The organism is Janthinobacterium aquaticum (assembly GCF_009208565.1).
GTDB lineage: Bacteria > Pseudomonadota > Gammaproteobacteria > Burkholderiales > Burkholderiaceae_D > Janthinobacterium.
The window spans coordinates 1-21,851 of the sequence record NZ_WFLK01000006.1 but is presented as its reverse complement, the minus strand read 5'-3'; the positions used below and the strand labels follow the sequence as shown (position 1 = coordinate 21,851).

17 protein-coding genes and 4 tRNA genes are annotated in these 21,851 nt (G+C 64.6%); 8 read left to right on the top strand and 13 right to left on the bottom strand.

The window, feature by feature from the left end:
- Positions 1-126: 126 nt before the first annotated feature.
- A complete protein-coding gene (locus tag GCM43_RS11310) occupies positions 127-1,356 on the top strand; it encodes an MFS transporter (RefSeq protein ID WP_152244275.1) in 1,230 nt (409 codons plus the stop codon).
- On the top strand, positions 1,353-1,985 hold the full coding sequence (locus GCM43_RS11305) for a helix-turn-helix transcriptional regulator (protein ID WP_152244273.1): 633 nt from the start codon (positions 1,353-1,355) through the stop codon (positions 1,983-1,985). Before GCM43_RS11310 ends, GCM43_RS11305 begins: the two co-directional genes overlap by 4 nt.
- Positions 1,986-2,098: 113 nt before the next feature.
- Here the strand turns inward: GCM43_RS11305 and phaP are convergent, their stop codons facing one another.
- The 4 genes from phaP to GCM43_RS11285 all read right to left on the bottom strand — a co-directional run bounded on the left by phaP (position 2,099) and on the right by GCM43_RS11285 (position 5,338).
- Positions 2,099-2,698 carry a TIGR01841 family phasin gene (phaP, locus tag GCM43_RS11300; protein WP_152244271.1) on the bottom strand — a complete coding sequence of 200 codons (600 nt, stop codon included), beginning with the start codon at positions 2,696-2,698 and terminating at the stop codon, positions 2,099-2,101.
- A 69-nt stretch (positions 2,699-2,767) separates the two neighbouring features.
- Positions 2,768-2,962, bottom strand: coding sequence for a hypothetical protein (locus GCM43_RS11295; RefSeq protein WP_152244269.1), 195 nt, complete (start codon positions 2,960-2,962; stop codon positions 2,768-2,770).
- Between the two features lie 20 nt (positions 2,963-2,982).
- Positions 2,983-4,827, bottom strand: a complete 1,845-nt coding sequence (locus tag GCM43_RS11290; RefSeq protein ID WP_226929449.1) for a PAS domain-containing sensor histidine kinase — start codon at positions 4,825-4,827, stop codon at positions 2,983-2,985.
- Positions 4,828-4,909: 82 nt separating this feature from the next.
- Entirely contained in the window at positions 4,910-5,338 is a 429-nt protein-coding gene (locus tag GCM43_RS11285; RefSeq protein ID WP_193315597.1) for a winged helix-turn-helix transcriptional regulator, read from the bottom strand.
- A 111-nt stretch (positions 5,339-5,449) separates the two neighbouring features.
- Between GCM43_RS11285 and GCM43_RS11280 the strand changes: the two genes are divergently transcribed.
- Entirely contained in the window at positions 5,450-6,307 is an 858-nt protein-coding gene (locus GCM43_RS11280) for an SDR family oxidoreductase (RefSeq protein ID WP_152244263.1), read from the top strand.
- 91 nt (positions 6,308-6,398) lie between these two features.
- Here GCM43_RS11280 and GCM43_RS11275 read toward each other — a convergent pair.
- The 3 genes from GCM43_RS11275 to GCM43_RS11265 all read right to left on the bottom strand — a co-directional run bounded on the left by GCM43_RS11275 (position 6,399) and on the right by GCM43_RS11265 (position 6,809).
- Positions 6,399-6,483: transfer RNA gene (locus tag GCM43_RS11275), tRNA-Leu, on the bottom strand.
- Positions 6,484-6,561: 78 nt separating this feature from the next.
- Positions 6,562-6,646, bottom strand: a tRNA-Leu gene (locus GCM43_RS11270).
- A 78-nt stretch (positions 6,647-6,724) separates the two neighbouring features.
- A tRNA-Leu gene (locus GCM43_RS11265) sits at positions 6,725-6,809 on the bottom strand.
- On the opposite strand from GCM43_RS11265, the gene GCM43_RS11260 reads away from it, so the two are divergent.
- On the top strand, positions 6,780-7,004 hold the full coding sequence (locus tag GCM43_RS11260) for a hypothetical protein (RefSeq protein ID WP_152244261.1): 225 nt from the start codon (positions 6,780-6,782) through the stop codon (positions 7,002-7,004). The two genes, GCM43_RS11265 and GCM43_RS11260, sit on opposite strands and share 30 nt — an antisense overlap.
- 154 nt (positions 7,005-7,158) lie before the next feature.
- Here GCM43_RS11260 and GCM43_RS11255 read toward each other — a convergent pair.
- Positions 7,159-7,243, bottom strand: a tRNA-Leu gene (locus GCM43_RS11255).
- Between the two features lie 418 nt (positions 7,244-7,661).
- Here GCM43_RS11255 and rnr point away from each other — a divergent pair.
- From rnr to GCM43_RS11235, 4 genes are all read left to right on the top strand, one after another.
- Positions 7,662-10,538 carry a ribonuclease R gene (gene rnr / locus GCM43_RS11250; protein ID WP_226929448.1) on the top strand — a complete coding sequence of 959 codons (2,877 nt, stop codon included), beginning with the start codon at positions 7,662-7,664 and terminating at the stop codon, positions 10,536-10,538.
- Between the two features lie 3 nt (positions 10,539-10,541).
- Complete coding sequence (rlmB, locus tag GCM43_RS11245) at positions 10,542-11,285, top strand: 23S rRNA (guanosine(2251)-2'-O)-methyltransferase RlmB (protein WP_152244259.1); 744 nt, start codon at positions 10,542-10,544, stop codon at positions 11,283-11,285.
- Between the two features lie 94 nt (positions 11,286-11,379).
- A complete protein-coding gene (gene cysE, locus GCM43_RS11240) occupies positions 11,380-12,129 on the top strand; it encodes a serine O-acetyltransferase (RefSeq protein ID WP_152244257.1) in 750 nt (249 codons plus the stop codon).
- Between the two features lie 10 nt (positions 12,130-12,139).
- The gene (locus tag GCM43_RS11235) at positions 12,140-12,838 is read left to right on the top strand and encodes a YceH family protein (protein WP_152244255.1); all 699 of its coding nucleotides are present in this window, start codon (positions 12,140-12,142) and stop codon (positions 12,836-12,838) included.
- Between the two features lie 66 nt (positions 12,839-12,904).
- Here GCM43_RS11235 and GCM43_RS11230 read toward each other — a convergent pair whose 3' ends face one another.
- The 5 genes from GCM43_RS11230 to GCM43_RS25810 all read right to left on the bottom strand — a co-directional run.
- Positions 12,905-14,053, bottom strand: a complete 1,149-nt coding sequence (locus GCM43_RS11230) for a GGDEF domain-containing protein (protein WP_152244253.1) — start codon at positions 14,051-14,053, stop codon at positions 12,905-12,907.
- Between the two features lie 181 nt (positions 14,054-14,234).
- Positions 14,235-15,410 carry an HlyD family type I secretion periplasmic adaptor subunit gene (locus tag GCM43_RS11225; protein ID WP_152244251.1) on the bottom strand — a complete coding sequence of 392 codons (1,176 nt, stop codon included), beginning with the start codon at positions 15,408-15,410 and terminating at the stop codon, positions 14,235-14,237.
- The gene (locus GCM43_RS11220; protein ID WP_226929447.1) at positions 15,407-17,560 is read right to left on the bottom strand and encodes an ATP-binding cassette domain-containing protein; all 2,154 of its coding nucleotides are present in this window, start codon (positions 17,558-17,560) and stop codon (positions 15,407-15,409) included. The genes GCM43_RS11225 and GCM43_RS11220 overlap by 4 nt, the downstream gene beginning before the upstream one ends.
- A 23-nt stretch (positions 17,561-17,583) precedes the next feature.
- Positions 17,584-18,903 carry a TolC family protein gene (locus GCM43_RS11215; protein WP_152244249.1) on the bottom strand — a complete coding sequence of 440 codons (1,320 nt, stop codon included), beginning with the start codon at positions 18,901-18,903 and terminating at the stop codon, positions 17,584-17,586.
- Positions 18,904-18,951: 48 nt separating this feature from the next.
- Positions 18,952-21,851, bottom strand: a 2,900-nt coding sequence (locus GCM43_RS25810) for a hypothetical protein (RefSeq protein WP_226929446.1), incomplete at its 5' end; no start/stop codon positions are given.

Below are 21,851 nucleotides of genomic sequence, written 5' to 3'. Positions count from 1 at the left end.
GCTTGCACAGCGATTTCTCTGTCGTTTGTGGCTAAATTCTATATATAAATCATTTTGTTTACTTATTTGTGAGGGCGCCGTATAGTGCTCACATGCAAACATAACAAGAAAGTCCAGCCAGGCCGCATGAAGAACCTTATCCTGATTACCGCAGCCTGCCTTCTGGGGCTGCTCTCGACCATAGGCGCATCCTTGCCGTACCCAATCCTGCCGCCGCTGTTTGCGGCCGAGGCGGCTAACAGCTTCAACCATTTCCTGGGCCTGCCATCGAAGCTGCTGTTTGGCCTGGCGCTGACCATCAACCCGTTGGGCTTGTTGATCGGTTCAGCCTTGCTGGGGCCGCTGTCCGACCGCTACGGCCGCCGTCCGCTGCTGCTGTATACCGCGCTTGGCGCCGGCCTGGGCCACGCGATCACGGCCTGGGCTTTGCTTATCCAGTCTTATCCGCTGTTTATTGTGGCGCGCTTTATTACCGGCCTGCTTGAGGGCAATGGTTCGGTTGCGCGCGCCATGCTGGCCGACCAGCTGCAAGGGCCGCTGCGCCTGCGCGCCATGTCCTGGCTGAACGGCGCTTTCTACCTGGGCTGGCTGGTGGGGCCGCTGCTGGCCGGCGCTACGCTGCACTGGGGCGTGGCGGTGCCGTTCTGGATCGCCGCCATTGCCTTGCTGCTGGTGGCCGTGCTGGTGGCTGTGGCCTTGCCGCGCGAGGCGCCATCGCACTTGAGCACGCCGTGGTGGCAGGTGGCGCGCGAACGCCATTCGCTCAATCTGCTGCGCCATGCCGACCTGCGCATGCTGTTCGTGCTGCAGCTGGCGCTGACCTGTGGCGTCGCCAGTTTTTACGAGTTCTATCCGCTGTGGCTGGTAGAGACGGCTGGCTACAATGCCCAGCAGATTGCCTGGGTCAATGTCGGCCTGTGCGGCACCATGACGCTGACGTCCTTGCTGGCGGGCGGCCCCAGCCGGCACGCACCGCTGTTGCGCGCCAGCTGGTATGGCGGGGCCGTGGCGCTGGCGGTAGCCACGCTGGCGATGGGTAATATCTGGGTCGGCATCGCAGCCATCGTGCTGTTCGGCATACCGAATGCGCTGTACAACACGGTCATCCAGGGCTGGTGCGCCGAGCGCTTCAGCGTGCACGGGCAGGGCGCCGTGATGGGCCTGCTGTCGACCACGTTTTGCATTGCCAATATCGTGGTGGCGCTGGGCGGCTCGCTGCTGATACTGCTCGATACGCGTTTGATACTGCTGGTGGGCGCCGTGCTGGCGGCCTGGTCGGCATGGCGCATGTGCAGCTGGCGCCGGCAGCTGGCGCTGGCCGACGCGCAGCCGCCTGCGCTGGAGGCGGTGGCATGAGCACGCCCGCCTCGACCTTCGAGCAGGTGCTGTTTTTGCTCAAGATGCGCGGCGCGCAGACGGCCCAGCAGGTAGCCGCGCTGCTTGATCTGACCTCGATGGGCGCGCGCCGCCAGCTCGAAATGGCACAGGAAAAAGGGCTGGCCGACTGTGCCGACACGGCCGACAAGGTAGGCCGGCCAGCGCGGCGCTGGTCGCTAAGCGCCAGCGGCCACGCGCGCTTTCCTGACCGCCATGCCGAGCTGACGCTGGAGCTGATTGCACAAGTGCGCAGCCTCTTTGGCGAAGCCGGGCTGGACAAGCTTATTGCAGCACGCGAAGCATCGAGCGAAGCGGCCTACCGCCGCCAGCTTGATCCTGGCACCAGTTTGCTGCAGCGCGTCGACAGTCTGGCCCGCGCGCGCGACAGCGAAGGCTATATGGCGCAGGCAGAGGCGCAGGACGATGGCAGCGTGCTGCTGGTGGAGAATCATTGCCCGATTTGTGCGGCGGCATCGGCTTGCCAGAATTTTTGCCGCTCCGAGCTGGCCATTTTCAAGAGCGTGCTGGGTGATGACTGCACGGTCGAGCGCAGCGAATATTTGCTGGGGGGAGGGCGTCGCTGCGTGTATCGCATCAGGCCGGCGTAGGTCGGATTAGTCGGGCCGCGCAGGCGTAACGTAATCCGACATGCAGAACTGTTGTCGGCTTACGCCCTTTGGGCTAAGCCGACCTACGCGGCTAATCCGACCTACTCCTTGGGTTACTTCTTGCGCGTCTTCGGCGCCGCCTTTTCCACCGTTTCAGCCACCGTGTCGGCAGCCTTTTCGGTATTTTGTGCTACCTGTGCCGAAGCCTTGGCGATCTGCTCTTCCACTGTCCTGACCGCTTGCTTGGTCGCCTTGGTCACCTGCTCGTAGCCGAGGAAGGCGTTGTCGATGGCGGCCTTGACGATGGCGACCGCGTTTTCCGAGCCAGGTGGCACGTTCTTGGTCACGTCATAGATCAGTGCGCTCAGATTGCTTTTGGCTTCGGCCACGTGGGCTTCGGCAGCGGTGGTAAATTCGGTATGGATGTCGCGGATGATCTCGTCGAGCTGCTGCTTGTAGGCCTTGGCGCCGGCCACGCCCGGCTGTACCTGGGCTGCTGCGGCGGCCAGTGCGGCCTTGGGATCCTTGGCGGCGCTGATTTCCTTGCCGGCGGCAATGCTCTCTTCCATGCCGGACCTGGCGGTGGCCATGTTCAGCGCCAGTACCTGCTCCACGCCTTGCACCGCCTTGGTGGTCAGCGTATTGAATGTCATCAGCTGGAATTCAAACAAAGCCTTGGTGGCCGATGCGAATTGTTCGGGATTGGTAAACATGCTGTCTCCTCATTGTGGTTGGATAATGTTTATCGTTTTTGCCTGCTCGCCTGCCTGTCCACGAATCTATTATTTAACACGCCCGGGTTTTTCGCAACGGCTATCTTTGTACGGTCCCGAGTCGAGTTCCCAGCCGAAGCCCAGCGTCGACTGGGCGCATGACAGCGTGCCGTCGACCTTGCTGCGCCATTTGTACCAGGGCGCGGGGGCGGCAAGGGCAGCCGTGCAGGCGGCCAGCAGCAGTGCTGCAATCCATGTTTTCATGATGTACTAATTGCCTCTTGTCATGTTGCGGGAGCCTGCGGCGCCACCACCGGCAGCAGCAGGGTAAAGGTGGCACCATGGCCGTCGCTGCTGGCGCTGATCTGGCCGCCGAGCACGCCGGTGACGATATTGTGCGCCACATGCAGGCCCAACCCCGAGCCGCCCGAGCCGAGCTTGGTGGTGAAAAAAGGATCGTAGATGCGCGCCAGGTCGTCGGCGGCGATGCCCACGCCATTGTCGCTGACGGCCAGCAGCACCGACTTGCCGTCCTCGCTGGCGCGCCCGGTGATGCTGATCACGCCGTTACTGCGCCCGTCAAAGGCGTGGCGCAGACAGTTTTCAAACAGGCTGCTCAGCACCTGGCCCAGCGGCCCTGGATAGCTGTCGAGCGCCAGATGGCCGGCGATGTCCTGCTGCAAAGTATGGCTGCTGCCCTTGAGCGTGGCCGACAGCGGCAGCATCAGTTCGGCAACGAACTGGCGCAGCAGGAAATGGCGGCGCTGCGAGCTGGCGCGGTCGACGGCGATCTGCTTGAAGCTCGACACCAGGTCGGCCGAGCGCTGCAGATTGCGCAGCACGATGGCGTCCGCTTCGCTGGCCTGGGCCAGGTAGGTTTCCAGTTCGGAGCGGCGCAGGCCATCGGGCAGGCTGGCGCGCAGCGCCTGCGTGCGTTCGGCCATGGTGGTGGCAACCACCAGGCCGTTGCCGATCGGCGTATTGAGCTCATGTGCAATGCCGGCTACCAGTGCGCCCAGCGCCGCCAGCTTGTCGCGCCGCACCAGCTCGTCCTGCGTGATCGACAGGTGCGACAGCGCCGCCGCCAGTTCGCTGTTGGCCAGCGTCAGTGCGGTCGTGCGTTCGACCACCAGCTCCTCCAGATGGGTGCGGTGGCGTTGCAACTCTTCTTCGTGGCGCGCGCGGCCAATGGCAATGCCGGCCAGGTCGGTGGCCATGTCGATCAGGCGCATGTCCTGCACCCTGGGACTGCGCACTTCGCGGTAGTACATGGCAAAGGTGCCCAGCAGCGTTTCGTCCTGGCCAAAGATCGGCTGCGACCAGCAGGCGCGCAAGCCGAATGATGCGGCCAGTTCCCGGTAAGGCGCCCACAAGGGATCGTGTTCGATATCGCTGACCACCACTGCTTCACGCAGAAACAGCGCAGTGCCACAGGAGCCGACGCCGGGGCCGATCTCGACACCGTCGAGCAGGGCCATATAGGCAGGTGGCAAGCTTGGCGCGGCAGCGCTGCGCATGGTCTTGCCGTCTTTGCTCAGCAGCATGATCGAGCACAATACGCCGCGCGACTGGCCTTCGATCATCAGCAACATGCGTTCGAGGGTGGGCTGCAATGGCGCGCCACGGGCAATCATTTCGAGCAGATTGTTCTGCCCGGCACGCAGCGCGTCGGCCAGGTTGCGCTCGGTCAGGTCGATCACGCGCGCATGCACCAGCTGGCGTCCCGACGCGGACACGCGCATCAGCCGTACTTCGCAGGCAATCGCGTGGCCGTTGCGGTGGCAGCAGGCAGCGCGAAACACCACGATTCTGCCTTGCTGGGTGGCGTGCATTTTTTCCTGCAGCAGTTGCGGCGAGGTGGTGCCGTCTGCCTGGCGGGCAGGGAACAATTGCTCCATGCCGCCCTGCAGCAGCTCGGCCAGCGGGCGTCCGAACAACTGCTCGGCCAGGTGGTTGGCGTCGATCAGCACGGCATGATCGATATCGAACAGCAATACCGCGTCAGGCGAGCCGGCCAGGACGGAGTGGTAATCGACCGCCAGCGTCTGCGGCGGCAATGGGCGTGCGGTGCCAGCTTCATCGGCTGGCAAACCGCTGGCCTGGGCCGCGTCGGTGCTTGACTGTTTCATGGCAGCGCGCTGCCGCGCAGCATCCCTTTGATCTGTCATAAAGCTAGTATTACATCAAGGCAAGCAGGAGTAAACGACAAATCTACGCTGCCTGCTCGCCAGCCGCCGACTCGGCCAGTGCCGCGCGCGCCTGTTCGATGCGCGGATAGTTGTCCTCGATCCAGTCGACCAGCATCGCCAGCCGTTCGGCCGCTTCGCGCCCCAGCGGCGTCAGGCTGTATTCGACCTTGGGCGGTATCACCAAGTAGGCATGGCGCAGCACAAAACCATCGCCAGCCAGCGCTTCCAGGGTTTGCGCCAGCATTTTTTCGCTGACACCGCCCACTTCGCGGCGCAGTTCGCTGAAGCGGCGCGTGCCGCCAAGCAGCAGCACCAGCACCAGTACCGCCCAGCGGCTGGTCAGGTGACTCAGTACGGCGCGCGAGGGGCAGGCAGCAGCCATCAGCTGTGCGCCCTGATTCTGGCGGGCCAGGGCGGCGCGCAGGCTGGCGCCCGGTGCTTCGATATCCATGTTGTGCTCCATGTTGTGCGTCAATACATACTTACCAAAAGGTACGTACTTACAAAAAGTTAGTGGCGGGCTTATTATAGATTTTTACCCGCAACCATCCAAGGAGAAATCATGATCGTTATCACCGGCGCCACAGGCAACCTGGGCCAGCACGTTATTGCCGAGCTGCTTGAAACTGTTGCTGCATCGAACATCATTGCCGCCGTGCGCAATCCGGCCAAGGCAGCCAGCCTGGCAGCGAAGGGCGTGCAGGTGCGCCAGGCCGACTACAACAGTGCCGCCAGCCTCGATGCCGCTTTTCAGGGGGCGAGCAAAATATTGCTGATCTCGTCGAGCGAGGTTGGCCTGCGCATCGCCCAGCACCAGAACGTGGTCGATGCGGCCAAGCGCGCCGGCGTACAACTGCTGGCTTACACCAGCGTGCTGCACGCCGATACGTCGCCGCTGGGCCTGGCCGTCGAGCATGTGGCAACGGAGGCGGCGATCCGCGCCTCGGGCCTGCCGTTCAGTTTGCTGCGCAATGGCTGGTACCTGGAAAATCACACCGAGCATCTGGCGCCGGTGCTTGAACATGGCGTGGTGCTGGGCGCGGCGCAAGAGGGGCGCTTCTCGTCGGCCTCGCGCGCCGACTACGCTGCCGCCGCCGCTGCCGTGCTGACGGCGTCTGCCCCGCAGGCGGTGTACGAACTGGCTGGCGACACCAGCTTTACGCTGGCCGACTATGCGGCCGAAGTGGCGCGCCAGTCGGGCAAGGTGATCGTCTACAAGGATCTGCCGGAGGCAGACTACAAGGCGGCACTGGTGGGTGTGGGCGTGCCCGAAGGTTTCGCCGCCATGTTGGCTGACTCCGATGCGGGCGCCGCCAAGGGTGGCCTGCACGATGCAGGCAAGCAGCTGAGCGGCCTGATTGGCCGTCCGACCACCAGCCTGGCCGATGCGGTCAAGGCGACGCTGGGCAAGCAAGCTTGATCGCAATGGCGCTGCGGCACCATTTTTTCAGGCGGAAATGAAAAAAGCCGCAAACTTGTGAAAGTTTGCGGCTTTTTTGCGAATCCGGTAATGGTGCCCACGGAGGGACTCGAACCCCCACACCCAAAGGCACATGGACCTGAACCATGCGCGTCTACCAATTCCGCCACGTGGGCACTGATGCTGCTGATACTGTTACTTCTTACTACTATTTGCTACTGCGGAGCACAACGAAAACAAACGTTGCTGGTAGTTGGTGCCCACGGAGGGACTCGAACCCCCACACCCGAAGGCACATGGACCTGAACCATGCGCGTCTACCAATTCCGCCACGTGGGCATATTTTACTGCTTACTACCTTGACACTTGTTACTGCGACTACTGCGGAGCACAACGAAAACAACCGTTGCTGGTAGCTGGTGCCCACGGAGGGACTCGAACCCCCACACCCGAAGGCACATGGACCTGAACCATGCGCGTCTACCAATTCCGCCACGTGGGCATATTTGCTGCTTGCTACATTTCGCTGCGTGTTCTGCAGCGAGGACAAAATCATAAGGGCTGGCGGCCAATCGGTCAACAGGCATTTCACGATTTCTTCAAGAAAACAGGTTTTTGGGTAGAAAAACGCGGTTTCCCTATGAAGGAGGGTGGATTTTGCCTGTTTTTTGAGCGTTATTCGAAGGCTGGGGCGTAGCAGGGGTGTATGCAAACGAGCCCAACGGCGAACTGCCGGGGGCGGACGGGGTCGCCGAGACCCTTTGGGTCCGACCCCAGGGTCTGCTTTGGGGTGAAAAATGAAAAAAGCCGCAAACTCCTGAAAGTTTGCGGCTTTTTTGCGAATCCGGTAATGGTGCCCACGGAGGGACTCGAACCCCCACACCCAAAGGCACATGGACCTGAACCATGCGCGTCTACCAATTCCGCCACGTGGGCACTGATGCTACAACTGCACTATACAGCAAGTCTGCTATTATAGCGACTTGAAGAGTTTTGCGCCAGATGAGCTTGCGCTCCATACTGCACATCGACCCGGTACTGCATCTTTACTGCATTCCTGTCGCCGCATGCCCGAAGGTTTGCCGCTGCAAGAGACGAGGATTATAGAGTAATACCAGGCGATGTCAAAGGGCTGGCGCAATTTCTCCAACATTTTTCATGGGCTGGTTGCCGGCTGGCTTTTTGTGGCATTCCGTTCAGGCAAACTTTTAGGCAAACCTGGGCGTCGTCCGGTACACTATCGTCTATCACCGTGTCAATATTGACGGTGATGTCATCGGTAAGAGTCTAGTTTGATCACTATTCGTGTTGATCACCGTTTGATCACTGTCAATAAATAACCATAGAAATACTTTTGAACCAAAATACCCACACCATTCCCAGCCGGGAGGACATTCTCGGCATATTCCGCAGTGTTAACGCGCCCATCGATCCACAGTCGCTGGGAAAAACGTTGCATGTGCATGCTGATTCCATGGATGTCCTGGTCCGTCGCCTCAAAGCGATGGAGCGCGATGGACAGCTCAAGTCAGACGCTGGCGGCATCTTCCGCCTGGCCGACCAGAGCGCACTGGTGTCCGGCCGCGTGACCAGCCACCGCGATGGCTTTGGCTTTGTCATTCCCGACGAGCCCGGCGCCGACCTGTTCCTGCCCGAGAAAGAAATGCAGAAAGTGCTGCATGGCGACCGCGTGATGGTCCGCGTGGTGGGCACCGACCGCCGCGGCCGTCCGGAAGGCACCATCGTCGAGGTAACGCAGCGCGCCAATACCCACGTGATCGGCCGCCTGATGCAGGAAAGCGGCACCTGGGTGGTGGCGCCGGAAGACCAGCGCATCAGCCAGGATATCCTTATTACCGGTTCAGTCGGCAAGGCCACCGCTGGCCAGGTGGTCAGCGTCGAGCTGACCGAGCAGCCGCAGCGCTTCAAGCAGCCGGTCGGCAAGATTGTCGAAGTGCTTGGCGCGCTGGACGATCCGGGCATGGAAATTGAAATTGCCGTGCGCAAGTTCAATGTGCCGCATATTTTTTCGGCCGCCGCGCTCAAGCAGGCTGAAAAGCTGCCGTTCGAAGTGCGCGCCGCCGACCTCAAGGAACGGGTCGACCTGCGCGATGTGCCGCTGGTCACCATCGATGGCGAAGATGCGCGCGACTTTGACGATGCCGTCTATTGCGAGCCGGTCAAGCTGGGTCGCGCCAAGGGCTACCGCCTGATCGTCGCCATTGCCGACGTCAGCGCCTATGTCAAGCCGAACGAAGCGCTCGATATTGATGCGCTCGAACGCAGCACCTCGGTGTATTTCCCGCGCCGCGTGATTCCGATGTTGCCTGAAAAACTGTCCAACGGCCTGTGCTCGCTGAACCCGGCCGTCGATCGCCTGACGCTGGTGTGCGACGCCGTGGTGACGGCCAAGGGCGAACTGAAGGCTTACCAGTTCTATCCGGCCGTGATTCACTCGGCTGCGCGTCTGACGTACAACCAGGTGGCCGACATGCTGGCCAATCCGAAAGGCGAGGAAGCTGCCAGCCGCCCCGAGATCATGCCGCACCTGCTGCACCTGAACGAGGTGTATCGCGCCTTGCAGCAGGCGCGCAACGCGCGTGGCGCGATCGACTTTGAAACCACCGAAACGTATATCGTCAGCAACGGCGCTGGCAAGATCGAAAAGATCATTCCACGCACCCGCAACGATGCGCACAAGGTGATCGAGGAGTGCATGCTGGCCGCCAACGTGTGTGCGGCCGATCTGCTGCTGCGCCACAAGCATCCGGGCACCTACCGCATCCACGCCAGCCCGACCAAGGAAAAGCTGACGCAGGTGCGCACCTTCCTCAAGCAGGTGGGCCTGAACCTGACCGGCGGCGATACGCCGGCCGCTTCCGATTACGCGTCCATGATGCAGCAGATCAAGGAGCGCCCCGATGCACAGCTGCTGCAAACGATGCTGCTGCGCTCGATGCAGCAGGCCGTCTACAGCCCGGACAATATCGGCCACTTCGGCCTGGCCTATGAAGCGTATGCCCACTTCACCAGCCCGATCCGCCGCTATCCCGACCTGCTGACGCACCGCGCCATCAAGGCCATCTTGCAGGGCAAGAAATACGAGCCGAAACTGTCCGACAAAGTGGTGCTCAACACCAATGTGTCGAACGCCACGCGCAAGCAGCAGGCCAGGGACAAGGCCGATGGCAAGCCTGCCAAGACCGACCTGACCGTGTGGGACGCGCTGGGCGTGCATTGCTCGGCCAACGAGCGCCGCGCCGACGAAGCGTCGCGCGATGTCGAAGCCTGGCTCAAGTGCTACTTCATGCAAGACAAACTGGGCGAGCAGTTCACCGGCAAGATTACCGGCGTGACTACTTTCGGCGTGTTCGTGCAGCTCGACGAGCTGTTTGTCGAAGGCCTGGTGCATGTCACCGAGCTTGGTACCGACTACTTCCAGTACGACGAAGCGCGCCATGAACTGCGCGGCGAACGTACCGGCAAGCGCTATCAGCTGACCGACAGCCTGACCGTGCAAGTGGCCAGAGTCGACCTGGAAACGCGCAAGATCGACCTGCGCCTGGTGACCGATGCTGAACTGGCTGGCGAGGCGCCTGAAGTCGTCCCGGCGCCGGATCGCAGCGGCAGCAAAGGTTTTAATGGCGGCCAAGGTGGTAACAGTGGTAAAGGCGGCAAGGGTGACAAGGGTGACAAGGGTGACAAGGGTAATAGAAGCGGCAAGGGTGGCAAGAGCGGCCGCGGTGGCCGGGGCGGCCGCAATGACCGTGGCGACCGCAGTGACCGTAATGGAAATGGCAACCCGGCCAGGCCTGCTGCCGCAACCGAACCGCGCCATGAAGTCAAAACCAGCGTCCAGCCAGCGCCAGTGGCGCCTGTGATCGCGCCGGTGGCGCCAGCGGTGCCAGTCAAGGCTGCTGTGCCGGTTAAAACTGCCGCCAAGCCGGCTGCCAAGACAAAGGCCAAAGCAGCGGCCAAGCCGGTTGCCGAACCGGTTGCCAAATCAGCTGAAAAGTCAGTTGCCAAGCCATCGGCAAAAGCAGTTGTCAAGCCAGCTGCCAAAGCAGTTGAAAAAGCAGCGCCAAAAGCGGCTGAAAAGGCCGCCGTCAAACCTGCTGCCGACGCAGTAGCCAAGCCTGCCGCCAAGCGCAGCAAAACCACCGCCGCAGCGCCTGCTGCGGCAGCAACAGCAGCAAAAACTGCATCAAAATCAAGCAAGAAGAAGCCATAACACATGAAGAATAAAATGATTTTCGGCTTCCACGCCGTGACCTCGCGCCTGCGTCATGAAGCGTCGTCGGTGGAAGAAATTTTTGTCGACGCCAGCCGCGTCGACGGCCGCATGAAAGACCTGATCGCCGCCGCCAAGTCGGCCAATGTACGCGTGATGCCGGTCGATTCGTCGCGTCTCGACAAGATCGTCGGCACCCGCCGCCACCAGGGCGTGATCGCGTTTGCCTCGCAGCTGGCGCTGGCACGCAACCTCGACGAGCTGCTCGACGCCGTCGACGGCCCGCCGTTGCTGCTGATCCTCGACGGCATTACCGACCCGCACAACCTGGGCGCCTGCCTGCGCGTGGCCGACGGCGTCGGCGCACACGCCGTGATCGTGCCGAAGGACCGCGCCGTGGGCCTGAACGCTACCGCCGCCAAGGTCGCCAGCGGCGCTGCCGAAACCGTGCCTTACATTACCGTGACCAACCTGGCGCGCACCATGCGCGAACTCAAGGACCGCGGCATCTGGCTGATCGGCACCTCCGACGATGGTGAAAAAGGCCTGTATGAAGCCGACTTCACCGGCCCGACCGCACTGGTGATGGGTTCGGAAGGCGAAGGCATGCGCCGCCTGACGCGCGATACCTGTGATATTCTGGTCAATATTCCGATGTTCGGTTCGGTCGAGAGCCTGAACGTGTCGGTGGCGTCGGGCGTGTGCCTGTATGAAGCGCGCCGTCAACGGATGGGCATTTCCGCGTAATCCGACAATACCCGCCGCGTCACCAATGTTGTCGGATTACGGCCTGCGGCCTAATCCGACCTACATCTGCTTTTCACATACCCAGTTTCCCATCATGTTCCACCACCTGCGCGACGATATCAACAGCATCATTGAACGTGACCCGGCCGCCCGCAATGGCTGGGAGGTGCTGACCTGTTATCCGGGCCTGCACGCGATCGTCATGCACAGCTGGGCGCACTGGTGCTGGACGCATGGCCTGAAGTGGGCAGGGCGCTTTATTTCCTATATCGCGCGCATTATTACCGGCATCGAGATCCACCCCGGCGCCATCATTGGGCGGCGCGTGTTTATCGACCACGGCTTCGGCGTGGTGATCGGCGAGACGGCGATCGTCGGCGACGACTGCACCATCTATCAGGGCGTGACCCTGGGCGGCACGTCGCTTAACAGCGGCACCAAGCGCCATCCGACCTTGTCGCGCGGCGTGATTGTCGGCGCCGGTGCGCAGGTGCTGGGCAACTTCACGGTCGGTGAATACGCCAAGGTGGGCTCGAACGCGGTGCTGTTGAAACCGGTGCCGGCCGGCGCCACGGCGGTCGGCAATCCGGCCCATATCGTGCAAAAAGACCTGAACGCCCTGCGCGAAGGCAGCACCGCCCATCTGTTTGCCGCCTATGGCGTGACACCGAACGGCGACGATCCGCTGTCGAAGGCGCTGCAGGGCCTGATCACGCATGCGGTGGCGCAGGAGCAGCGGCTCGATACCATGCTGGCCAGCCTGAAGGCGGCCGGCATCTGCTGCCAGGGCGTGCCGGAATGTGATAAATTCGACTCCGAACAGATGAACAAACTGGTTGATTAAGGATCGATGCATGAATACAGATGTAACGGCAACTGACAAGGCGAACGACAATCCCAACCTGCTCGACCCGTTCGAGATCCGCGTGCTGGCCGTGCTGGCCGAAAAGGAAGCGCTGACGCCGGACAGCTATCCGCTGTCGCTCAATGCCCTCACCAACGGCTGCAACCAGTTGTCGAGCCGCGAGCCGGTGATGTCGCTGTCGGAAGAAACCGTGTATGACGTGCTGCAGCGCCTGATGCAGCGCAAATTCGTCAACGGCATTACGCAGGCCGGCGCGCGCGTGGCCAAGTACGAGCACCGCATGCGCATCAAATGGTCGCTCGAAGCCGACAAGCTGGCCGTGCTGACCAGCCTGATGCTGCGCGGCCTGCAGACGGCCGGCGAAATCCGCAGCCGCAGCGGGCGCATGCATGAATTCAAATCGGTGGCCGAGGTGGAATCGGGCCTGCAGTTTTTGATCGACAAATACCCGCCGCTGGTCGCCAAGCTGCCGGTCGCGCCCGGTGCCAAGGAGCCGCGCTACGGCCATCTGCTCGGTGGCGAAGAAGCGCTGGCGCGCAGCGAAACGGCCGCTGGCTACGCCGGCGCCGTCAGCAGTCCGCAGCAGGGCAGCCGCGTGGCCCAGCTGGAGCAGGAAGTGCTGCAGCTGCGCAGCGATTTCGACGGCCTGGCGGCGCAGTTCGAGGCGTTTCGCAAGCAGTTCGAGTAAATGCGATAAATACGCCGCAGACACTGGCGGCGCATAGCGCCAGTGACGATGTTGCGCCGGCAGGCGTCAAGCGCCGCGCACCACCCGCACACTATTGCGACCGTCGCGCTTGGACGCATACAGGGCGGCGTCGCCCAGTTCAAGCAGCTGCGCCAGGCTGGCCGGCGGCTGCTCGAACAGCGTGCCGCCCATGCTCAGGGTGACCGCCTTGGGCGTGGCAAACGCCTGCTGCGCCATCTGGCTGAACATGTCGCGCAGCGCATTGCCCAGCGCCTCCACGCTTTCGCTGCTGGTGCCAGGCAACAGGATGACGAACTCGTCGCCTCCCAGCCTTGCGGCGAGCGCGCCTTGGGACAGGGTATTGCAGATCATTTCACTCAAGGCAACCAGCAATTTGTCACCGGCGCTGTGGCCGTGCAAGTCATTGACCTGCTTGAAGTTGTCGATATCGATCACCAGCAGGGCACCGGGGCTGTGCGGCGAGGCTTGCTGCAGCAGCGCAGGTGCGCGCTGGTCCAGTGCGCGGCGGTTGTACAGCGCCGTGAGCGGGTCGCGCGCGGCAAGCTGCTCGATGCGCTCTTCGCGGCGGTGGCGTTCGGTTCCTGTCATTGACAGCGCGATCAGCATGATGGCCATGGCGCCTTCCACCAGCGAAACCTGGATCACTTCGCCACGGAAGGCCGCCAGGTCGACAACCGTATTGAGCGCAATGATGGAGGCGGCCTTGGCAAAATAGAAGATGCCGTGCAGCAGCAGCACGTAGCGCAGCTGCACCGCACCCACGCTCAGCGATACCCCATGTGGGCGCAGCAGGAAGCTGGCGCGCAGGCAGATGCCGGCAATAAACAGAGACTGGATGACCAGCATCGCCTTCGACCACCACGCCTCGCCTGGCACCAGCAGCATGGCCAGCCAGGCGACGCCAATCAGATACCACGCGCGTGACAGGCGCACGTCGGTAAATCTGGCCACACCGGCCAGGAACAGCCCGTGGGCAGCGATCAGCAGGCCATTGGCAAACCAGATCCCGACCAGCAGAAAGCCGCTGCTGCGAAGCAAGGCCAGCACGCACCCGACGGTGATGACGGCAAATCCCGCGCTCCAGTACAGCAGCGATTTCTCGCGCACGCTGCGCCATTCCACGGCCAGATACAGTGCGGCAGCAGCGGCCAGCGCTGTCGTGAGAATGAGGATAGTGGACGGATCGAGTGCCATGGGTCAGGAGGGAACGTGAGCTTGCTTGAATCAAGCGAGGAAAATCAACCTGCTATTTTAGCGCTCCCGGCGCCACAGTTGGTTGCTCATTGTTGACTAAAAGTATAAAAAAAGCAACTCACTCCACTGTGCCGTGGCATAGCCTGGTAATTTTTGCAAGCTTAGTTCGGCCGATGGCCTTTCAACGCTCCCCCAGCGACTCCGAAAACGTCTTGGTAATCGGCTTGGTCAGGTAACGCAGCACGGTTTTGCTGCCGGTATTGATTTCCACCGTGGCCGTCATGCCGGGCTGGATCAGGATCGGCTCGCCGTTCTTGCCGACCAGGTTGCGCCCGCTGGTCTTGATCTGCACGCGGTAGTAGGGCTGCTCGTTGCCCTTGTTGTCTTCGTTCAGGGTATCTGCGCTGATATAGCTGACGGTGCCGCGCAGGCGTCCGTAGATGCCGTAGTCGTAGGCGTCAAGCTTGATGGCGGTCGGCAGGCCGGGCTTGATAAAGGCGATATCGGCCGGTTTGACTTTTGCCTCGATAATCAGGTCGTCTTCGGTCGGCACAATCTGCAGGATTTCCTCGCCCGGCTTGGCCACGCCGCCCAGGGTAGTGAGGCGCACATTGCGCACGATGCCGTCGGTGGGGGCGTAGATATCGGTCGAACCCAATTGCTCCTTGCGCTGGGTGACCATCTGCTGCACGCTGGCCAGGTCTTCTTGGGCTTTCACCAGGTCGGTCTGCGACTCCTGCAGGTATTTGTTGCGCCGGTTGGTGATCTGCGCCTGGATATCGACCACTTGCCGCTTGAGTTTGAGGATTTCTGCACGGCTTACATCGCCCGTCTCGAGCAGCGGCAGATTCATGTCCAGTTCTTCCTTGATCAGCTGCATGCTGCTGTTGAGCGCACTGACTTCGGCCTGCACGGCGCCCTGGCGCTTGTTGAACAGGGCCAGCTGGTTGTTGCGGAACTCAGGATAGTCGTGCAGCTCGGGCGGGAATTTGGGCGACCCGCCAAACACCTCGGCCTGCAGGCGCGCCACCGCTGCCTTCAGGCCGGCCGATTTGGCGGTGCTTTCCAGGTAGCTCGCTTCGGCGCGCGTGCGGTCGAAGCGCGCCAGCAGGGCGCCGCGCTTGACCACGCTGCCTTCATGCACGCGCATTTCGGCCAGCACGCCGCCATCGGCCACCTGGATAATCTGGTTGCGCGAACTGGCGATCACCTGGCCGTTGGCGCGCGTGACCTGGTCCAGTTCGGCCCAGGCGGCCCAGGCGATTACGCCGACCAAGGCGGCGCTGCAGCTCCAGATCAGTACCCGTCCGCGCCGCGCTTCGCGCCGGCCCTGCTTGCGTTGTTCGTGTTCAATCATGCAACGGCTCCCTGGTTACCTGGTGCCATTGCTGCAGCCGGCGCTACCGTGGCGACCGGCGCCACCGCCTGCGGCTTGCCTGCCAGCCTGGCCAGCACGGCGTCGCGCGGACCGTCGAGCAGTACGCGGCCTGCCTGCAGCACCACCAGCCGATCCAGCAGCGGCAGCAGGGCGTTTTTATGGGTGGTGGCGATCATCGTTACGCCCTCGGCCGCCAGTTCGCCCAGCAGGCCGACGATGCGTGCTTCGGTTTTCGCATCCATGGCGCCGGTGGGCTCGTCGAGCAGCCAGATCTTCGGTTTCGCCAGCAGCAGGCGCGTCACGGCGATCAGCTGGCGCTGGCCGCCCGACACCCCGCGCCCACCTTCGGTAATGGCCAGCGCCAGGCCGTGCGGCTGGCCCAGCACCAGGTCGATCAGGCCGGTGCGTCTGGCGGCCGCCAGGATCGCCTCTTCACCGGGATCAGCCAGGCCAAGCAGCAGGTTGTCGCGCAGCGAACCGCTGAACAGCCGCGTCTCCTGCGGCAGGTAGCCGATGATTTCACGCACCACCGGCGGCGCCAGCAGGGCAGTGTCGACGTCGCCAAGGTAAATCTTGCCCTCGGCCGGCTGGAACAGGCCCGACAGCAGTTTCAACAGCGTGCTCTTGCCCGAACCGATGGCGCCCACCAGGCCGACCCGTTCGCCGGGCCTGATCGCCAGCGCATCGACTTCCAGCGCGGTCTTTTGCGCGCCGCCGTAGGTAAAGCGCACGCGCTCGGCGCGCAGGCCCGCATCGAGGCTGCGTGGCGTGAGCGCAAAGGCGGCGGTATCGGCTTCATTGGGCAGGCTGATCACCTGTTCCAGGCCGTCGATCGAGGCGCGCGCGTGCGCCCACTGCACCATCACGCCTGGCAGCTGCACGATCGGCATCAGCGCGCGGTTGGCGATAATGGTGCAGGCCATCAGCGCGCCCATGGTCATCCGGTTTTCCGCCACGAACCAGGCGCCCAGCGAGATCAGCGCCACGTTGGTCAGCTGCTGGAAGGCGGCCGTGATGTTTTGCGACAGGGCCGCATAGTCGCGGATATTCTGCTCGGCGTGGCTCGATTCGGCTACCAGCTCGCCCCAGCGCGCCTGCATCATCCATTCGGCGCTGCTGCCCTTGAGCGTTTCAACGCCGTCGACCGCTTCGACCAGCAGGCCGGCCTTGCGGTTGCTGGCGTTGAGGTTCTTGCGCGTATGGCTCTCGATGGCGCGCTGGAACATCAATCCGCATACCAGCGCCAGCGGCAGGGCCACGAGCGGCACCACCACCAGCGGCCCGCCGATAATGGTAATCATCACCAGGAACAGCACGGCAAACGGTACGTCCGTCAGCACGAACAGCGAAGTGGAGGTCAGCACGCCGCGCACCATCTCGAAGCCCTTGACCTGCGCCGCCAGCGTGCCCACCGAGGCGGGGCGCGCTTCCATGCGGATGCCCAGCATGCGCTGGAAAAACCATTCCGACAGTTCATGATCGACCTCGTTGCAGGAGTGGTCGACGATGCGGCTCCTGACCTGCTTGAGGATGAATTCGAGTCCGATCGACAGCGCCACGCCCACCACCAGCACCCACAGCGTGCTGAAACTCTGGTTCGGGATCACGCGGTCATACACCTGCATGGAAAACAGCGAAGTGGCCATGGTCAGCAGCGTCACCAGCGCAGTAGCCAGCACGGCGTCGACAAACACGCTTTTTTTCAGCCACAGCGCCTGACGCACCAGGCCCAGTGCGCCGGGACGGGCAGCGCTTTTCTCGCTGCGCCGGGGCAGCCTGAGGCAGACCAGGCCGGCCAGGCTTTGCAGTTCGAGCGGCCGGCCGTCCATGCCGGCGCCGCACCAGGCGCCGCTGCTGCTGCGCGACTGCAGCAGGCCCCAGCCGGTGCTGGCGCTGTAGGTGGCAAACGGCAGTTCGCCCGGCGTCGGGTCGTGCAGCGGATGCGCTGCGCCATCGAGGCCGGCGGCGCGCCAGACGCTATTCAAGGCCGCTTCCGGCCCGCCTTGCTCGTCGACGTCATCGAGCTGGCGCTGCAAATCGGCCAGGCGCGCACCGGCCAGGTGCTGGCCGGTCAGGCGCGCCGCCTGTTCCACCAGCGGCAGCAAACCATGTTTGAGGGAGTGGTCCACGGTCTCTCCTGATAGGGTGTCGGCTAGTTGGGCGGCGCGCTGGCGGCCGGCGCCGTGCGCCCGCCAAGGATGCCGGTTTGCGCCGCCAGGCGCAGGCTGGCAGCAATCGCCTGCGCGCGCGTGTCTTCCAGCACGAACTGGGCCTGGGTGGCTTCGCGCACGGCGTTAAGCACGTCGTTCCAGCTCTTGCGACCGATCACATACTGGCGCGCATAGGACTCGAACACCTGGGTCGAGGTGGTGCTGGCCTGGTTGGCGTTGCCGAGCCGTTCGCGCGTCGCTTCGGCTTCGTTCCAGTCGATGGCAAAGCGCTCGCGCACTTCGCGCTCGGCCGTGTCGTGCGCGGCGCGTGCGCCTTCGCGGCGCGCCACGGCCGCGTCCACGCCGGCCTTGGCCGACAGGCCGGCGCCGGGCTGCGCCTGCAGTACCAGCATGGCGCGCGTGCTGTTGTCGGTATTGATGCCGCCGGTCGGCTTTTCCATGCGCAGCACCAGCTTGGGCAGATAGGCCGAGCGCTGCAGCGTGATTTCCGAGTCGGCTGCTTTCGCTTCAAAATCGAGCCGGCGCAGCGTCGGCGAATAGGCGACAGCCTGGCGCGCCACCAGCTCCAGGCTGGCGCCAGGCAGCGGCTCGGCCACGCCGATACCGGTTGGCGCCACCAGGCGTACCGGTTTGCCGGCCAGTTGCGACAGCTGCGCCAGCGCATTGGCCAGCCCCTGGCGCGTTAGCGATACATCATTGGCAGCCTGGTAGGCGCGCGACTCGGCCAGGCGCTGGTCGGTCTGCGAGCTGACCGACTGCTCGACGCGGCGCCGTATCATGTCGAGCAGGCGGTCGTGTTCGGCCCGGCCCGCTTCGGCCGCCGCCAGGCGCGCCGTCTGGCGCAAGGCTTCGGTAAATGCGGCAATCACGCGCAGCGACAGATTCAGCCGTTCTTCCTCGATGCCGGCGCCGGCCGCGTCGAGCCGGCTGCCTGCCACGCCGATGCCGGCGTCGATGCGCCCGCCGCTCCATAGCGGCTGCTCGACCCGCAGCACGCCGCCGGTCTCGCGCGAGCCGGCCGGCAGTTCGGCCGACACGCTGGGAAAGCGCTGCCACTGCGCCGCGTCGAGGTCGGCCAGCGCCGCCGCCTGCAGCGAGCGCTTGCCGAGTATGGCAGGGTGGTTTTGCAGCGCCTGCTGCAGTACCTGGTCGAAGGTCCAGGCGGTGGCGCTCTGGGCGTGTGCCACAGGCGCGCCGGCCGCCAGGCAGAATGCGGTGAAAGCGGCCGCCAGGCACGGCAGCAGGCCGCGCCGGGGAGCGGAAAGGGAGGTTTGAGCTGGCAAGAAAGTCTGTAGTTTCATCCAATTTTCCGATGAGGGCCGGACCCGCAGGGTCCGACCCCTTTCCTGTTACACCAGGAAGTTCGCCGCCGTCAGCTGCGTGATATTGACGTTGACGTTGCTGAGCAGGACTACCGCCGTATCGATCGACTGCGTGGTGCTGAGGTCGCTCGAATGGTAGACCGTCACTGCGCCGCCATTGTTGATATCGCGGATCACGATATAGCCCTGGCCCGACAGGACGCTGTCGTCCGCTGCAATGGCTGCTGCTGCCGCCCCGATCGACACCGCCGTCTCGTTGAAGATAAAGACGTTGTTATTGGCGAAGTCGGTACCCAGTCCCACGCCGACGGCCACCGAAGCGTTCAGGTCGGCAAGCGCCGACAGGTCGATCACATCACGCCCGACAGTGGCCGAACCGATCTGGAAGTCACCGATCACCAGCGGGTTGTTCAGCGCCGCCTGGCTGATGGCGAACAGCTGCGCCGCATCGGTCAGGTCGGCCTGCGCCTGGGCCGCAGCCGCGGCGGCGGCAGCAGCGTCGGCTGCCACCGTCAGCGAACCGGCGTCGGTCAGGTCGGCCTGGGCCTGCGCCTGCAGCGCAAGGGCCGCTGCTGCGTCGGCTGCTGCGCTCAGCGCCTGCGTATCGGTGCTGGCGGCCAGACTGGCGGTGGCGGCGGCAATCGCCGCATCGGCTTGCGCCTGCAGCGTCAGGGCGTTGGCGTCGGTCAGGTCGGCCGTGCTTTGCGCTGCCGCTGCTGCCTGGGCGTCGCTGGCGGCAATCGCGGCCAGGGCGCCGGCGTCGGTTTGTGCGGCCACAGTCATGGCTTGCTGCATCGCCGCCTGGGCGTCGTTGTAGGCGGCCAGGGCCTGGGCTGCCGCCGCGTCGTCGCGTTGCGCGGCGTTGAAGGCTGCCAGTGCGACAGCGGCGTTCTGGCTGGCGAGCGCCGCTGCCGTGTCGTCCTGCAGCGCAGCCTGCCAGGCCGCTTGCGAGGCGATTGCCTGGTTGGCGGCGAGCACGGCGGCGGCGTCGGCCGCCTGCGCCGCATTGGCCGCGGCCAGCGCATTGCTGGCCACCTGGGCAGCGGCTGCTGCGGCGGCATCGTCGGCCAGCGCGGCATCGCGTGCTGCCAGAGCGGTCGCGGCGCTGGCGGCGGCGTTGGCGGCAGCGATATCGTCATTCTGCGCCGAGCTGGCAGCGGCCTGGGCAATGGCAACCTGGGCGGCGGCGGCAGCGGCCGCCTCGTCGTCTGCCTGGGCGGCGTTGGCGGCCGCTTGCGCGTTGGCGGCCGCCTGCACGGCGTTGGCGGCGCGGATATCGTCGGCCAGCGCGGCATTGTAGGCAGCCTGGGCCGCTGCAGCCTGGGCAGCCGCCTGGGCTGCGGCAACGTCGTCGGCCTCGGCATTGTTGACGTTTGACAGCGCCAACGCTGCTTGCGCGGCGGCGGCCAGGGCGGCGGCATCGGCTGCCTGCGCCGCCTGCGCAGCGGCCAGGGCGTCGGCCGCAGCTTGGGTGGCCACAGCGGCGGCGGCGTCGGCCGCCAGCGCTGCATTGAGCGCCGCCAGGGCAGTCGCGGCGTCGGCTACCGCCTGGGCGGCGGCAGCATCGTCGTTCTGCGCCGCAGTAGCGGCAGCGACAGCAGCGGCGGCGTTGGCGGCAGCGCTTGCTGCCGCCGTATCAGCCGCCTGTGCCGCCTGCGCTGCAGCAGCCGCAGCGAGCGCCACTTGCGCGGCATTGGCGGCCGCCGTGTCGGCGCTCAGGGCCGCATTGAGCGCGGCCAGGGCATTGGCGGCATTGTTGGCCAGCGCAATATCGCCGGCGTTCTGCGCATTGAGCACGGCAGTCAGCGCGGCCGCAGCGGCGGCTGCAGCGGCCAGGGCGGCTGCATCGTCGTTTTGCGCCGCCTGCGCCTGTGCGCTGGCGCTAGCGGCCGCAGCGGCAGTTTGCGCGGCCAGCGCGTCGGCGGCCAGCGCCGCATTGAGCGCGGCCAGCGCCGCGGCGGCGTCGGCGTTGGCCTGTTCGGCGGCGGCGACGGCCGAGCGCGAGTTGAGCAGCACCAGCGCGTCGGCGTTGGCCAGGTTTTGTTTGCTCAGGGCGTCGGCGTCGGCGGCAATCGCCAGGTTCAGGTCGCCCAGTGCGACATTGGCCGCCAGGTTGGCGGCAATCGCCGCAGCGTCGGCATTTTGTGCGGCCAGGGTGGCGGCCAGCGACAGGGCGGCCACATGGGCTGCGTTGGCGGCGTCGTTATCGGCGGCCAGTGCGGCATTGGCGGCGGCCAGGGCATTGGCCGCTGCAGTTGCTGCTGCCAAGGCGACGGCGTCGTCATTGAGCGCTGCCTGGGCCGCCGCGGCGGCTGCCACGGCCGTTGCTGCCGTGGCGATAGCGGCGGCGTCGGCGGCGATGGCGGCGTTCAGCGCAGCCAGGGCAGCCTGCGCATTGGCCGCTGCCTGGGCGGCGGCAGCGTCGTCGTTTTGCGCTGCCGTGGCGGCAGCCTGGGCGATGGCTGCAGCGGCCAGCGCTGCATTGGCGTTGGCGTCGGCACTCAAGGCAGCCTGCAAGGCTGCCTGCGCCACGGCGTTGTCGGCAGCGGCCTGGGCGGCGGCTGCGTCATCGGCCAGCGCATTGTTATACGCGCTCAGCGCAGCGGCGGCGTTGGCAGCGGGCGTGGCGGCAGAGGTGTCGTCGGCCAGTGCGGCGGCGGCGGCGGCCTGCGCCACGGCAGCGGCAGTTGCGGCGGCCAGTGCTGCGGCGTCATCGTTCTGTGCAGCCGTCGCCAGTGCCTGCGCATTGGCTGCTGCCGTTTGCGCCGCTGCGGCAGCGGCGTCGTCGGCCAGCGCCGTATTCAGGGCTGCCAGTGCGTTAGCGGCCGCCTGTGCGGTGGTGGCGGCGGCGACGTCGTCGTTTTGCGCGGCGGCGGCGGCAGCAGCCGACAGCGCCGCCGTGCTGGCGGCAGCCGCTGCGGCCAGGT